The following is a 13471-nucleotide window of genomic DNA, read 5'->3' as shown; positions in this document are numbered from 1 at the left end:
ATAATAGATTTACTTTTTCTCACCTTTTTCCAAATGGAAAGAGGTCTCATCATTATACAGTCGAATTTTAGAATCAGATATTTCTTCCAATGTATAAACAGTCACTTCTCCATCCAGCACAAAGGTTACTGTTTCGCCTTCAGTTGTCCAAAAACCTTTTTTTGTTTCTTTTGTATCGGTAGGTGTTATTTCCATTTCACCATTTTGGCTAAACTCATATTTTGCATCACTACCATACCAGAACCAGTAATGAAGTAAATAATAAATCCCCTCTGAGTTTAATGCTCCGGCAGGATTACTCCCAATATAAGGGCACCCACACTGGCCGATAAATAATGACACAACGGCTAAAACTCCAATCATTGCTCTAAGCTTATTCATTGTCACCTCCGAAGTTATATGTGACTGATATCTTTGAGGCTAAAAGTTCACCTGTATTACTTAAGACAGCCGGGCCATCAAACAACAACCCTTCATTAAAAGCAAAATCAACTAAAAAATTACCAAACTCCATACCAAGGCCAAGAGAAACTTTAACATTTGAACCATTTGTTGTTGTTTCAGCTTTATCTCCGCCGTCCGGTGTTGTTTCAGCAACTGTTTGTTGGTTTACCTGTGCCGCTCCTACGCGTCCAATTAACCAGCTTGCAATCCTGGATTCAACACCCACATAAATACCCGGCAGTGTAGAGACTGTAGTAGTAGATTCAGTACCATCTTTGATGTCACGTCCAGCGGATGACATACTTGCCTCTAAACCTATTACCAATGTATTGTCTTCATTTATAGGCTTTTCCACTCCAACACCAACGGCGGCTGAAAATGTACTATAATCAGTAGTTCCACCGTCTTTAACCTCAAACGATGTTGAGCCAAAGGAAACCCGTCCTACAGGAAAAATTGACATCCCGCGACGTTTCATTAAAAAGTATCGCCCTTGAGCATTTAGTCCAAAGCCACTATATTCGGCTTTTCCGCTGCCAATTTCCTGGGTAATTGATGGCAATTCAATCATCGCACCCAAATCCATTACATCATTGGATACCCCACCAAGAACACCGATGTAGTATAGTGATTCAGTTGTTTTGGTATCTCCGGTACCTGTTTCAAAGCCAGAACCGGCAGTTACCAATCCAAAGCCAACATCCATGTCATTCATGCCCATTCCAAACATAAATACATAGCCATTGTTAAGAGTAGAGGTTAGTCCTCCAAAGCTGGAAAGACCTACGCTAAGTAATCCTGAACCAATAGGTGCATTTATATACAGGCCGGAAGCCATATTATCATATCCCATGTGAAGACCAATAGTGTAACTGCTATTGTCTTTTTTAGTGCGCAATTCTGAAATTACCAAATCTGAATATTGCATTATGCGGGCGGGAAACAGCATCACATTCGAATCATCTTTTAAAAAGATTCCATTGGATCCCATTGTAGAAACCCTTGTTTCTGAGGCAAATGAAAAAGAAATAAGAAAAACTGAGAGAACGATACTATACAGAATTTTATTGTAATTAAGTATTCGCATAAACAATCTCCTTAACTAGGTGAACAGAAAAATCCTTTTATTAAACTACATTCCATGTAGAGTACAAAAGCTAGGACCTCCTTTCCTTATTTAAATCCTATTTAGATATTTGAAGTTGGTTAAAAGCACTAAAATACTGTTTAAATGAACGTCATTTCTTATGACGATATTCCGCTTTCAGCGTGTTCTAAGAGGAGAAATAATGCCATCAAAATACAATAATAGAAATAAATTGCAAATATCCGTTTTGGCTAGGCTTCCGAAGGGATAAATTGGATGCGTGACATATCCTGACCTGAAGGTTGCTGATACATGCGCAAATCAAACTCTGGAACTATTGCAAAGATATGATCAAAGATGTCTGCCTGGATTGCCTCATAGTTTATCCATTCAATATCATTTGTAAAAAGATAAACTTCCAGTGGCACACCATGTGGCCCTGGCGCCAATTGCCTAACCATGCACGTAAGGTTTTTATGTACTTTTGGGTGTGCTTTTATAAATGTTTCAACATAAATACGGAATGTGCCAATATTGGTTAAACGGCGTTGATTAATTCTTTCTTTACCGACTGTGTTTTGGTTATAGGATGCCAGTTCTTCACGTTTGGTTTTAACATAGCTTGATATCAATTCAATTTTCTCAAAGCGTGCCAGCATGTCTTCTGTACAAAAGGAGATGCTGTTTAAATCCACATAGAATGCCCGTTTAATACGCCTGCCCCCTGCAGCTGTCATTCCACGCCAGTTTTTAAAACTCTCATCGATTATCTTGTAGGTTGGAATAACAGTAATAGTTTTATCCCAGTTCTGCACTTTTATAGTATGCAGGGCAATATCAATTACATCTCCGTCAGCCCCAAATTTCCGCATTTCAATCCAATCGCCCACATGCACCAAATCATTACTGGCAATTTGCAAACTGGCCACAAAACTAAGAATTGTGTCACGAAAAATAAGCAGCAAAACGGCCGTTAAAGCGCCCAGCCCGGCTAATAGTTCCCAGGGTGATTCACCTGTAATTAGACCGATAATAAAAATGAAAGCGATCAGATATATAAGCAGATTAATCACCTGAACATAGCCTTTTATAGGGCGGGTTTTGGCAATATCTAAAGTAGAGTAGTAATTAGTTAGGCCAGTAAAAAGCGAAGTCAGTGCCCGGCTAATAATCAGGGCAATTAAAACACCCGTGAGTTTATCAATTAAATCCTGCCAACCGGGAAACAGATAAATTGTGTTATAAAAAATTATTACCGGAACGATCAAAGTCAGGCGCTCAAAAACTTTGCTTTCTAAGATGTAATCATCAAACTTAACTTTGGTTTTGTGGATGAGTTTTGAAGCAATTTTTAGTACAATTTTTTTTACAATTATATAAACCAGGCCGGCTACAGCAAGCGTAAAAATGAATAAAAATAAATTACCAAATGCGGCATATTCACCAAGCCACTCTTTAATTTGATCCGCCAGCAATTTTTTCCCCTATCATAATTAGATTATTTTTTAAACTGCCTTTTTCCATGTAAAACTCAGCCAAGGGTTTTTGTAATGCCTCAACAGCTCCATCTGCATGATATAGCATTGCGCCATGCAATGGAATCCCTATTCCTAATAGTGTTGGTTTGTCTTCAGTGACTATACTTTTAAGATTAGCCCATTCATCTTCTTCATTATGCACATCAATAGTAATGGGAAGGAGATTTAAGGTTGAAACAAAGCTTTGCTTGGAACGAAAGCCACTCCCCAATTGAACTGCCCCGGCGGAGACGCCCATTATTATTTTACCCTGGCTGTATTTTTTAAGCAAAAGTTGCGGCAGGTTTTTTTCCTCAATTTTTTTCCAGCCCTTTTCTGTATCTCCTCCGGAAAGCAAAATCAGATCTGCTTGTTCAAGAAAGGTTTTTTCTGAAGTTGTATAGTTTGATGTTATGTGCATGCATTCTTTGATATTTTGTTTTTCCATCAATGCCAGAAAAATTTCATAGTATTCAGGTTCGTCATTATTGGAAAAACTGATATATGCAGCTTTACAATTATTTATCCCCAAAACCTGTGGAAAATTAATTGGGCAATCAAAAAGTGGCTGACTATCAGCAAAAAGAAAGATGGGTTTTAAATTGAGGTTCATAATTTAGTTACTTGATTCAAGGCCCTCTATAATAGACTTTCATAAATTATTTCAAAAAACCTATCACTTATAAACTTTAATCTTGCTTCTTTTTTCTTTTATTTTGTTTTCTCTCTTTAGGCATTTTTATTGGTTCAGGTATTGGCCGGGTACGCGATGTATAAATCATATAAATCCCAAGCAAAACCAAAGGAACACTCAAAATCTGTCCCATATTTAAAATCATTCCTGCTTCAAAAGCTTCCTGATTCTTTTTAAAAAATTCTACAAAAATACGAAAGCCAAAGTTACCCACTAAAAACAACCCCAATAATAGCCCCGGTGGTGACTTCTCTTTTTTCGCGCTGTAGATTTTTGCTAAAACAACAAACAAAATGATATAAGCCAGAGCCTCGTAAATTTGTGTTGGGTGGCGGGGGACATTATCCACGTATCTGCTAAACTTAAATGCCCAGGGTACGGTGGTAGCTTTTCCAATAATCTCTGAGTTAAACAAATTACCCGTACGGATGAAAAAGGCTGCAAGGGCTACTGTAATTACCACCCTGTCTACAAGCCATAAATAGTTATAGATTTTTTTGTGTTTTATAAAATAGTGTAACGCCAAAAGAATACCTATGGCCGCCCCATGGCTGGCAAGCCCACCTTCCCAGACTTTTAAAATTTCAATGGGATTACTAAAATAGAAACCTGGGTTATAAAATAGAACATGGCCAAGTCTCGCGCCCAGTACAGTCCCAACCATAGTATAAACCAAAAGATCATCTACATCAGTATGGGGTTTGTTTTCTGCCACAAATATTCTTTTCATTATTACGATTCCCAAAAGAAAAGAAATAACAAAAAATAAACTGTAATAACGAATCGTGACAAAACCAATAGAGTAAATTTCCCGGTCAAACGTCCATTCAATCATTGAATACCTTAAATTTAATAAGCTGAATTACATTATAAATACAAAAAGTAATTTAGCCAATCCTTAAAAAAATACAAATATAAGACCTGTTATAACCGGCATAGGCAGATAATAAAATTGAATGGCCTATAATTATTATTTAAATTTTAAGCTTCTTAAAGAATTATCTCTTTGAAATAAAACTGACGCTTTAGAAAGGAACTGCTATGTTAAGTGAAAAAATGTTAATTGCCTTGAATAACCAGATACGTGACGAGTTTTATTCAGAATATTTTTATCTCTCCATGTCTGCCTGGTGTGATTCTAATGACCTGCCCGGAATGGCCTCATTTATGAAATTAAAAGGGGAAGAAGAGCGAGTACATGGAATGAAAATTTATGATTATATCCATGACCGTGATGGAAAAGTCACCCTTTTAGGAATTGAGCAGCCACCATCTGAATTTGAATCTTTTCTTGATATATTTGAAAAACAACTGGAACACGAGAAAAAAGTAACCGCTTTAATCCACAACCTTTATGCTTTGGCATTGGAAGAAAAAGACTACGCCACATCTGTAATGCTGCAGTGGTTTATCGAGGAGCAGGTTGAGGAAGAAAAGGAAGCCAGCGAAATAATCCAACAATGCAAGCAAGTGGGCGATAGCCAAAGTGCTTTATTTATGTTGGATCAAAAACTGGGTGCGCTCACTCCAGGCTTGGGTGAAGAATAGAAATATGCTTAACCTTCCGGGTTTCGCAAACCTGGAAGGTTTTAAATGACTAAGAATTTTTCCATGGTGTTGGCAAGTTCATCATTTCAAGTTTTGCCTCCAGCTCATTGCGTTCCCGGTTGCGTAATCGTTTACCATCGCGGTATTTTAACATACCCAGATCTTCTAATATTTTTACCGCTTTGTCATGGTTTCCTGCTGCCACTTCCTTGATAACATCTACTTCTATCCCCGATAAGTTTTTAGCATTGAATCTATAATCCATAAAAGCTTCCCAGGCTGCCGGACACCATTTGCTTACAATTTCATTCCCAATAATTTCGGCAAAAACCCGGATTTCATATTGGGCATGACTGTCCATTCTTAATGCTAAAAAATGCAATAAATTATGCAGATCTATTTTCCAGTAGGCTTCAGTGTAAGTGGCCAAAGGAAGATCTTTACGTGCCTGTTCACGGGCTATGCCTTTTTCAAGACGTTCATCGTAAATGGCCCTTAAACTGTCGTGTAAATCTTTTTCCTGCTTTGTAAAATATTTTCCTTCTTCTTCAGGCAAAAACCCCTCACTGCCCTGCTTATTATCAGAAGATTGAAAGCGCCATTCATTTATTTCTGTTTCCTGAGCTGCTTCAATTGCAATCGAATAGCGTGTACTGTATTCATTCACAGATGCCATTCTATGACGAATCCATTGACGCCAGGCATCCATCGGGACGCGGACATGAAGTTTCAGTTCACACATTTCAAAAGGAGTTGTATGACGATGTCGCATTAAATAACGAATTAAACCACGATCTTCAGATACCTTTTTTGTCCCGGCACCATAAGATACCCGCGCCGCCTGAACAATAGAAGCATCCGAGCCCATATAGTCTATCAAACGCACAAAACCATCATTTAAAACTTTAAACTTTTTGCCAAGAATTGCATCAAGCTCCGGTACAGAGGGACGTATCAAATTGGTTTCGTCTGGCACCTGTTTTCTCCTTATGAAAAGTATATGATTTTATTCAAACTTCGAGCAGATCACTTGAAAAGATCATGCTGCATATTTGATGAGAAACTATTAAAATGAATAAGAATTCGAATATATCAAAAATCTGTTTTGAATAAAAATTGAAGAATAGTATTTTAGAAATTATGAAGAAAAAAGAGAAGGTTTCAAGGGTTCTTGAGATTTTGGAAGGAACCTACAAAGACACAACAACCGCATTAAATTACCAAACACCTTTTCAATTATTGGTTTCGACAATGCTTGCAGCACAAAGCACCGATGTCCGTGTCAATATTGTAACAAAGGATTTTTTTGCAAAATACCCCGATGCCAAAAGTATGTCACAATTAAGCGTTGATGAAATCATCGGCTGGATAAAAACGGTTGGTCTGTATAAAACGAAAGCAAAAAACCTGGCAGCAACCTGCAAAATTCTCGCTGAAAATTTTGGAGATGACATTCCTTCCACCAGAGAAGAGCTGGTAAAACTACCCGGTGTTGGTAGAAAAACTGCAAATGTGGTTTTAAGTATTGCCAAAAATATTCCGGCAATTGCTGTTGATACCCATGTTTTTAGGTTAAGCAACCGCATTGGATTAGCAAAAGCAAATGATGTTTTAAACACAGAAAAACAATTGATGAAGAATATTCCAAAGGAGAAATGGTCGGAAGCGCATCATTGGCTTATATGGCATGGCCGAAAAATTTGTAAAGCACGGAAACCACTGTGTGAAGAATGCCCGATAAATCAATACTGTAAATATAGTCTGGCTAAGTAATCAGTCTTATAAAAATTATTCGTCAAAATCTGTATTTGTTAATAGAACATCTGATTCATGGATATCCTCACAATCATCTGTCCTAATCCGCGTACCATAATTAATAGTATTAAGTATTTCATCAGCTCGGACATTTTTGGGAAAATACACCCCACTAATTTTTGCCCGGTGTAAGCTTGCCCCTTCAAGTTTCGCATGGCTCAGGTTCACACCTTTTAGGTTACAATTTGAGAGGTAGGCTCCTCTCAAATCTGCATATTTGAAATTTGCTTTTTTTAGCGTGCGCCCCCTTAGGTTAACACTTTTTAAATCAAAATCCAGCAAGCCCTTCACAGCTTTATTAAACTCGCTCATATTTTCTTTGCGCAACAAAATAAGTAGATCTTGTTTTTTCATTCTAATACCGGTTTATTAAAGAATAGATATATATTCGGATTGGATATATTTTTGTTAAGCTTTGCCCGTATTTTTGGAAAGTCTTTAGTTTCCTTTGCAAGTTCTTATTGGAATAAAAACGATGGTAACAAACGTTTAGGTCATTGTTCTTTCATTTTCAAACAATAAAATTTATATTTCATGTTTTAAAGCGTAACCTGACCAAACTTCTTTCATAACTATTTCACTACAAACTTCATTAGGAGGCACCATGAAGATTTTAATAATTATCGTTGCTGTAATAGCAATTCTTATTGGCATTGTTGCAATCATCCCTGCTTTTCTAGATGAGGAGGCAAAGCTACAACGTTCTGCCGAAATCAATAAATCGGCTGCTGATATTTACAATGTAGTAAGTGACTACAATCGTATGACAGCATGGAACCCCTGGATGGAAATAGATCCGGATGTCGTCACAAAAATCACGGGTAATGCAGGTGAAGTTGGCTCAACCTATGAGTGGGAAAGCCAAAACGAGCAGCTTGGTAGTGGAATGATGACTATTGAAGAAGTTGTTCCCAATAAATCTATGAAAGAGAAATTGGAATTTAAAGCACCCTTTCAAATGGTTGCATCTTCCGGCTGGATTTTAGAAGAGATTGATAGTACAACAACTAAAGTAACCTGGCATTATGGAGGATCGTACTCTTATTTTATGCGCTATTGGACCTTGGGTTTAGAATCAATGCTTGGGCCTCAATATGAAAGAGGTTTAACTAACCTTAAAAACCTTGTAGAAAATATGCCTGCTTCAAAGGAAGAAATGGCCGAAGAACCAGAAATGGAAGCTGTAGAAAACTAATCTATTTAATATTATTTAAATCATCTTTTAAGGGAGTATAATTACTCCCTTTTTTATTTCCACTAAATGAAGGTATAAATATGACTCTAGGTATCCCAAATAATAAATGGCACTTTATTCTGAGTGTAGTAGCAGTTGCCCTTTCCTTTTTCATTTTCTGGTATTTTCTATCAGGGCCACTTATTCCCACATTAGGGAAAACAGTTACTGCGCTAATAGGATTTGTTTTTTCTGTGCAGGTAGCACACCATCTGCAATGCTGGAACGAGATTAAGCAAGCCCTTAACCCGGATGTTGAAAAAATTTATGGAGACGGCTTCCTGGCTTTCCAAAAAGACAGCCGCGATGACTTCCGCTGGTTCTGGTTTGGAATTGCAGTCAGTTGGGTAATTCCACTTGTAATAGTTTTGATTTGAGACATCCGCGCTTGCAGTTTTTCACAGCTTTTTGTATGCTCTGTAAGTCTATTTAAAACCATCCCCAAATGATACTTGACCTAAACCGTTTAAAGCTTATCCCGGCTACGCAGCAGTTAATTGAAGCTGATATAAATAACCCAAATGAACTTGCTGAATTATTAAATGTCCAAAAACCTTATAACTGGCCACCACCTTTAAATGATGAGTTATCACAGGAGTTTTACTTAAATTTTGTAAAAAACCACCCCAATGATTTAGGCTGGGGAATGTGGTATTTTCTTTTAAAAAACAAAAGTGATAAGAAAGATATTTTAGTTGGTGATGGCGGGTTCAAAGGCATTCCCAATGATAAGGGCGAGGTTGAAATCGGGTACTCAGTTATCGGACTTTACCACAAACGGGGTATTGCAACAGAAGCGGCTAAAGGTTTAATTGAATGGGCCTTTTCCAATAAATCTGTGAAAAAAATTGTAGCACACACAATGGTAGGATTAAGGCCATCCATTCGTGTTTTAGAAAAAAATTATTTTCGACTTGCAGGAAATACCAAACAAAAAGGTATTATCCGTTTTGAACTTAATAAAACCGACTTTTTAGAAAGGGGTCACCATGTTTAAAAAAGTATCCGTAATTTTTATATTATTATTTACAGCCTCCGTTTTAAATGCCCAAAGCTATCTGGGAAAGCAACACAGTTTTACACTGGAAACCGAAGAAATGATGAAAATTTTCAGTGGTGATGGCAATCTGGAAAAAGCCTCTTCTTATTATTTTGGGCTTACTTTTCCTCAAGCGATAAAAGCTGCAAAAGCCAAAGGCGTAAACCCTACTGTTGAAGAAGGAAAAATTTATGTGGATGGAAAAAAGTTTCGCTTTGACACGCAGGATGAAGATGGAAAATTGTCAGTAATCATGAATTTGGAAACTAAAATTATGTACTCAATATTTTGGGCAAAAAAGGAGTACATGGAGGTTGATATAGAAAAAATGAAAAAGATGCGTGACCAAATGCAAAAACAAATGGCTACAAAAATGCAGGGAATGGGCGCATACTTAGATAAACTTCCACCTGAAACCCGCAAAAAAATAGAAGCTATGCAAAGCGGTAATATGCCGGGTGCAGAAGAAAAAGCAGATGTTAATGCTACAGGAAAAACTAAAACTATAAATACGTTTAGCTGTGCGGAATATATCGTCAGTAAGAAAAACAAAATGGAACAAATTTGGGCATCAACACAGTATGCTGAGCTTCAGCGCATGTTTAAAGAAATGGAATTATCAATGGGTGATATGCAAAATTCAAAAAGTCCGGTTTGGGAAAAAATAAAAGGCTGGCCGGTACACCAGGTTGATGTTGAAATAAACATGATGCGCGGACAAGGCAGCGTTAATTATGACGAAGTTTACTCAATTGAAAAAACAACCCATAAACCGGGGACGTTTACTCCCCCGGCTGGTTTTAAAAGAACTAAGATGGAAGACAAAATGCGCGAAGGGTTTGGAGGTTTTAAACAAGGAAATTAAAACACATTCAAAACAGTCATGCAGAGATACTCTCTCTGCATGATTATTTTATTCCTAAAAAAAAACCGACACACCTAGCTTTACATTACTCAAACTTATTTGATAATTATCCTCTTCCCGTAGATATTTTCTAGTAGAGCTCTTATCTCTATTATGTACCTTTCTTTCAACAAAGTTATACAAAAAGTCAAGATCATATTCAGCAAAAAGAGCAATAAGATCAATTAGTTTTGCCTCTATCCCGATAAGAGTAGACAACCCTACTTCATAGCTATTTGACCAAACATCATTTTCAAATTTATTCGAATCAAAAGAATTATCTCCAACATATTTAGAAATATAATTTGCATGGCTTCTTTTAAATGATACAATAGGGCCTATTCCAAAGTAGGATTTAAAAGATTTCGTTTCATACAAAAAATTTATATATAGGATTTTTGAACTTATTTTGTAATTAAATCCTTTAAATATATAATTTTGCTTATATAAATTTGAGTCACTTATTATGTGCATATCTTTTTCCTGGGCATCACGATTGTCGTAAGCTCCTGTAATAAAAAAATTGTACCGTAAAGGAAATGACAATGATAGGTCTGAATAAGAAATATCCAAGCCATTAACTAAATAAAACTGGAGCTTATTTGTTCGTGAATTTTCTGAGGTACTATCCTGAGCATGCAAACCAAAACTTAAAAGTACGAAAAATAATAGACTTAATTTAAAACACTTTTGAAAAACCATCCTTTAGCCTCCTGTTATTTGAGTTTAATTTTTTCATGCCAACTCTAACTATCTTAATTTACGTAATTATTGAATCAATAAAAGCATAATTTGCATGTTTTGTTAACAGTTAGTTTTAAAATTATATAGAACCTGTTTCCATTTTCATTTTTTATCAAAATAGAGGATGCTTTAAACAAGTCCGGTTAAGATTTGCCCAGATTGAATATTTTGGATAAATTGGAAGGTTTAACAAAATGAAATTCTTTTAATGACAATTGAAAATAATACACATGCTCCTGTAAAGGTTGAAGAAACCCGTAAAAATGTTTGGGTTATGTTCGACCGTATTGCACACAGGTATGACTTGCTAAACCGGTTGTTGTCTTTCCGGCAAGATGTAGCCTGGCGAAATAAACTCACCCGTTTTTTACCAAACCGCAACAACCTGGTTGTATTAGATGTGGCTACAGGTACAGGTGATGTTCTCATTTCCCTTTTAAAAAAATCTCCAAAAAATAAAATTTCAAAGTCCATCGGCATTGATATGGCCGTGAAGATGCTTGAGTTTGGCCGCCCAAAAATCAAAAAGTTAAATCTTGATGATAAAATTGAACTCCATCAGGGAAATGCAACGGACATCCAGTTTAATGAAGGCACCTTTGATGTAGCCACAATTTCTTTTGGAATCCGGAATGTAAACGACCTTGACCTTGGAATTCAAAATATGTACAGGGTATTAAAACCAGGTGGACGGGTACTTATTTTAGAGTTCTCTCTTCCTCAAAATATCCTGATGAAAAAATTGTATCTTTTTTATTTTAGAAAAATCTTACCATTTATTGGCGGAGCAATTTCCGGTGATAGTTATGCCTATAATTATTTAAACCAAAGTGTCGAATCTTTCCCTTATGGCGATAAGTTTTGTGAAGTTTTACAGCGTAACGGGTTTAATAATGTGAAATACCAGACACTTACTTTTGGCATTGCATCTATTTATCAGGGCGATAAAGAATAACTGAAAATGGGATCCAGGCAGTTTATGAACGAAAATATTTCAGGGTTACTATCTACAGCGAAAGATCGGTTAGCGGATAAATTATCACTGTTTTTAACAGAGTCGTCGCTTGATCATCGTTTTATTCGTTTACAGGTTAGTATAGACGGACTCGATATTATTCAGTGGCTTAGACAACAATCCTTTGAAATAAAAACCTATTGGCGGGATCGTGAAGGCAAATTTGAAATGGCCGGTCTTGGTGAAGCAGATATTATTTCCGGATCATTGATGCCCGATTATCATGCGCTTTTTTCCAGGTTAAAAGAATATTTGGGCGATACTGTTGAAGATGTGCGCTACTATGGCGGAATGCGCTTTAACCGCAGGCATAACTCTGATTTTAAATGGCAGGCTTTTACTTCATACCGTTTTATTGTTCCAAAGTTTGAACTGTTTCGCAAGGGAACTGAAACATATTTTATTTGTAATTTGCTGGTTCATACAGGCGAAGAAGTAAGCAAAATTGTTGAGACAGCTTTAAACGAACTTAAAGAGATACAATTCAATCAAGCGGCACAATCGCATGACTTCCCCAAGGTAACAAACCGGATAGATTTCCCTGACTTTGATGGGTGGAAAAACAACATCGAAGAAGCGCTAACTGCATTCCATGAAACAAATCTTGATAAAATTGTTTTAGCTCGAAAAACCACTTTAAAGTTTGGTGAAAGCATTGATCCTATTGAGTTACTTTGGCGCTTGAGATTAAATAATCACCGCGCTTATTATTTTTGTTTTCAGCCAAAGAAAGATGTGGCCTTTATTGGAGGAACACCGGAACAGCTTTATTGCCGGCATGAAAACCAGATCCATACTGAAGCTGTTGCAGGAACCCGTAAACGAGGCACAACAACAAATGAAGATATAAAGTTTGAAAATGATTTGCTTAACTGCGAAAAGGATATCCGCGAACACCGCTTTGTAGTGGATAGTATTAGAGGTGCCTTAAAAAAATTGTGCACGAATATTATCGAACAAGAAAAACTCTCCATTTTAAAACTGTCCCGCCTGCAACATTTATTGATGCAGTTTTCCGGCAAAATAAAAGATGATGTGCAAGACTGTGATATCCTGGAAAATTTACATCCAACTCCTGCTGTTGGCGGAGTACCATCACAAAAATCCATTAGCGAGATTGAAAGAATTGAGCAATTTGATCGTGGATGGTATGCAGGGCCTGTTGGCTGGATAGGCAAAGATAAAGCGGAATTTGCAGTTGCAATACGATCGGGGCTTGTCCATGAAGACGAGCTATATCTTTACTCCGGAGCAGGCATTGTTGAGGGCTCTGATTCTCAAAGTGAATGGGAAGAAATTGAAACAAAAATTTCCGGTTTTATGAATGCGTTGAAAGAAATTGATCAGCCTCAAACTGTAAAAACGGATTCCGGGTTGCATGTTACACGTTAAAACAAAGTCTCCTTAATCCTTCCTGCATTTCTCAAAAT

The 13471-nt window shown here is 36.8% G+C and carries 16 protein-coding genes; 8 read left to right on the top strand and 8 right to left on the bottom strand.

Annotated features, from left to right (window positions below; all coding sequences use genetic code 11):
• Positions 1-9: 9 nt before the first annotated feature.
• The 5 genes from HND50_09210 to lgt form a co-directional block, all read right to left on the bottom strand.
• Positions 10-381 (bottom strand): hypothetical protein, encoded by a 372-nt coding sequence (locus HND50_09210; protein ID NOG45398.1) that lies wholly within the window; start codon positions 379-381, stop codon positions 10-12.
• Positions 374-1531 (bottom strand): hypothetical protein, encoded by a 1158-nt coding sequence (locus tag HND50_09205; GenBank protein ID NOG45397.1) that lies wholly within the window; start codon positions 1529-1531, stop codon positions 374-376. The genes HND50_09210 and HND50_09205 overlap by 8 nt, the downstream gene beginning before the upstream one ends.
• Before the next feature lie 251 nt (positions 1532-1782).
• Complete coding sequence (locus HND50_09200; GenBank protein NOG45396.1) at positions 1783-2991, bottom strand: mechanosensitive ion channel; 1209 nt, start codon at positions 2989-2991, stop codon at positions 1783-1785.
• Entirely contained in the window at positions 2987-3661 is a 675-nt protein-coding gene (locus HND50_09195) for a type 1 glutamine amidotransferase-like domain-containing protein (GenBank protein ID NOG45395.1), read from the bottom strand. Before HND50_09195 ends, HND50_09200 begins: the two co-directional genes overlap by 5 nt.
• A gap of 76 nt (positions 3662-3737) precedes the next feature.
• Positions 3738-4577, bottom strand: a complete 840-nt coding sequence (gene lgt / locus HND50_09190; GenBank protein ID NOG45394.1) for a prolipoprotein diacylglyceryl transferase — start codon at positions 4575-4577, stop codon at positions 3738-3740.
• A gap of 206 nt (positions 4578-4783) precedes the next feature.
• Between lgt and HND50_09185 the strand changes: the two genes are divergently transcribed.
• A complete protein-coding gene (locus HND50_09185; protein NOG45393.1) occupies positions 4784-5290 on the top strand; it encodes a ferritin in 507 nt (168 codons plus the stop codon).
• 49 nt (positions 5291-5339) lie between these two features.
• Here HND50_09185 and HND50_09180 read toward each other — a convergent pair whose 3' ends face one another.
• Positions 5340-6266, bottom strand: a complete 927-nt coding sequence (locus tag HND50_09180) for an FAD-dependent thymidylate synthase (protein ID NOG45392.1) — start codon at positions 6264-6266, stop codon at positions 5340-5342.
• 164 nt (positions 6267-6430) lie between these two features.
• Between HND50_09180 and nth the strand changes: the two genes are divergently transcribed.
• Positions 6431-7063: an endonuclease III gene (nth, locus tag HND50_09175; protein NOG45391.1), complete on the top strand. Its 633-nt coding sequence runs from the start codon at positions 6431-6433 to the stop codon at positions 7061-7063.
• A gap of 15 nt (positions 7064-7078) precedes the next feature.
• On the opposite strand, the gene HND50_09170 is transcribed toward nth, so the two are convergent.
• The gene (locus tag HND50_09170) at positions 7079-7459 is read right to left on the bottom strand and encodes a pentapeptide repeat-containing protein (protein ID NOG45390.1); all 381 of its coding nucleotides are present in this window, start codon (positions 7457-7459) and stop codon (positions 7079-7081) included.
• Positions 7460-7709: 250 nt separating this feature from the next.
• Here HND50_09170 and HND50_09165 point away from each other — a divergent pair, with 250 nt between their 5' ends.
• The 4 genes from HND50_09165 (at position 7710) to HND50_09150 (ending at position 10243) form a co-directional block, all read left to right on the top strand.
• Positions 7710-8300, top strand: a complete 591-nt coding sequence (locus HND50_09165; GenBank protein NOG45389.1) for an SRPBCC family protein — start codon at positions 7710-7712, stop codon at positions 8298-8300.
• A gap of 80 nt (positions 8301-8380) precedes the next feature.
• Positions 8381-8716 carry a hypothetical protein gene (locus HND50_09160; GenBank protein ID NOG45388.1) on the top strand — a complete coding sequence of 112 codons (336 nt, stop codon included), beginning with the start codon at positions 8381-8383 and terminating at the stop codon, positions 8714-8716.
• A gap of 68 nt (positions 8717-8784) precedes the next feature.
• The gene (locus HND50_09155; protein ID NOG45387.1) at positions 8785-9336 is read left to right on the top strand and encodes a GNAT family N-acetyltransferase; all 552 of its coding nucleotides are present in this window, start codon (positions 8785-8787) and stop codon (positions 9334-9336) included.
• The gene (locus HND50_09150) at positions 9329-10243 is read left to right on the top strand and encodes a hypothetical protein (protein NOG45386.1); all 915 of its coding nucleotides are present in this window, start codon (positions 9329-9331) and stop codon (positions 10241-10243) included. The genes HND50_09155 and HND50_09150 overlap by 8 nt, the downstream gene beginning before the upstream one ends.
• Before the next feature lie 54 nt (positions 10244-10297).
• Here the strand turns inward: HND50_09150 and HND50_09145 are convergent, their stop codons facing one another.
• On the bottom strand, positions 10298-10984 hold the full coding sequence (locus HND50_09145; protein ID NOG45385.1) for a hypothetical protein: 687 nt from the start codon (positions 10982-10984) through the stop codon (positions 10298-10300).
• Between the two features lie 250 nt (positions 10985-11234).
• Here HND50_09145 and ubiE point away from each other — a divergent pair, with 250 nt between their 5' ends.
• Positions 11235-11981 (top strand): bifunctional demethylmenaquinone methyltransferase/2-methoxy-6-polyprenyl-1,4-benzoquinol methylase UbiE, encoded by a 747-nt coding sequence (gene ubiE, locus HND50_09140; GenBank protein ID NOG45384.1) that lies wholly within the window; start codon positions 11235-11237, stop codon positions 11979-11981.
• A gap of 24 nt (positions 11982-12005) precedes the next feature.
• Positions 12006-13433: an isochorismate synthase gene (locus HND50_09135; GenBank protein NOG45383.1), complete on the top strand. Its 1428-nt coding sequence runs from the start codon at positions 12006-12008 to the stop codon at positions 13431-13433.
• Positions 13434-13471 lie beyond the last annotated feature (38 nt).

Source organism: Calditrichota bacterium (assembly GCA_013112635.1).
Taxonomy (GTDB): Bacteria; Calditrichota; Calditrichia; order Calditrichales; family J004; genus JABFGF01.
Note: the sequence above shows the minus strand (reverse complement) of the source record. Positions and strands in the feature narration are given on the sequence as shown.

Coding starts and splice junctions, on each gene's coding strand:
- HND50_09210 (NOG45398.1), bottom strand. CDS start 381: ATGAATAAGCTTAGAGCAATGATTGGAGTTTTAGCCGTTGTGTCATTA.
- HND50_09205 (NOG45397.1), bottom strand. CDS start 1,531: ATGCGAATACTTAATTACAATAAAATTCTGTATAGTATCGTTCTCTCA.
- HND50_09195 (NOG45395.1), bottom strand. CDS start 3,661: ATGAACCTCAATTTAAAACCCATCTTTCTTTTTGCTGATAGTCAGCCA.
- lgt (NOG45394.1), bottom strand. CDS start 4,577: ATGATTGAATGGACGTTTGACCGGGAAATTTACTCTATTGGTTTTGTC.
- HND50_09185 (NOG45393.1), top strand. CDS start 4,784: ATGTTAAGTGAAAAAATGTTAATTGCCTTGAATAACCAGATACGTGAC.
- nth (NOG45391.1), top strand. CDS start 6,431: ATGAAGAAAAAAGAGAAGGTTTCAAGGGTTCTTGAGATTTTGGAAGGA.
- HND50_09170 (NOG45390.1), bottom strand. CDS start 7,459: ATGAAAAAACAAGATCTACTTATTTTGTTGCGCAAAGAAAATATGAGC.
- HND50_09165 (NOG45389.1), top strand. CDS start 7,710: ATGAAGATTTTAATAATTATCGTTGCTGTAATAGCAATTCTTATTGGC.
- HND50_09160 (NOG45388.1), top strand. CDS start 8,381: ATGACTCTAGGTATCCCAAATAATAAATGGCACTTTATTCTGAGTGTA.
- HND50_09155 (NOG45387.1), top strand. CDS start 8,785: ATGATACTTGACCTAAACCGTTTAAAGCTTATCCCGGCTACGCAGCAG.
- HND50_09150 (NOG45386.1), top strand. CDS start 9,329: ATGTTTAAAAAAGTATCCGTAATTTTTATATTATTATTTACAGCCTCC.
- HND50_09145 (NOG45385.1), bottom strand. CDS start 10,984: ATGGTTTTTCAAAAGTGTTTTAAATTAAGTCTATTATTTTTCGTACTT.
- ubiE (NOG45384.1), top strand. CDS start 11,235: ATGACAATTGAAAATAATACACATGCTCCTGTAAAGGTTGAAGAAACC.
- HND50_09135 (NOG45383.1), top strand. CDS start 12,006: ATGAACGAAAATATTTCAGGGTTACTATCTACAGCGAAAGATCGGTTA.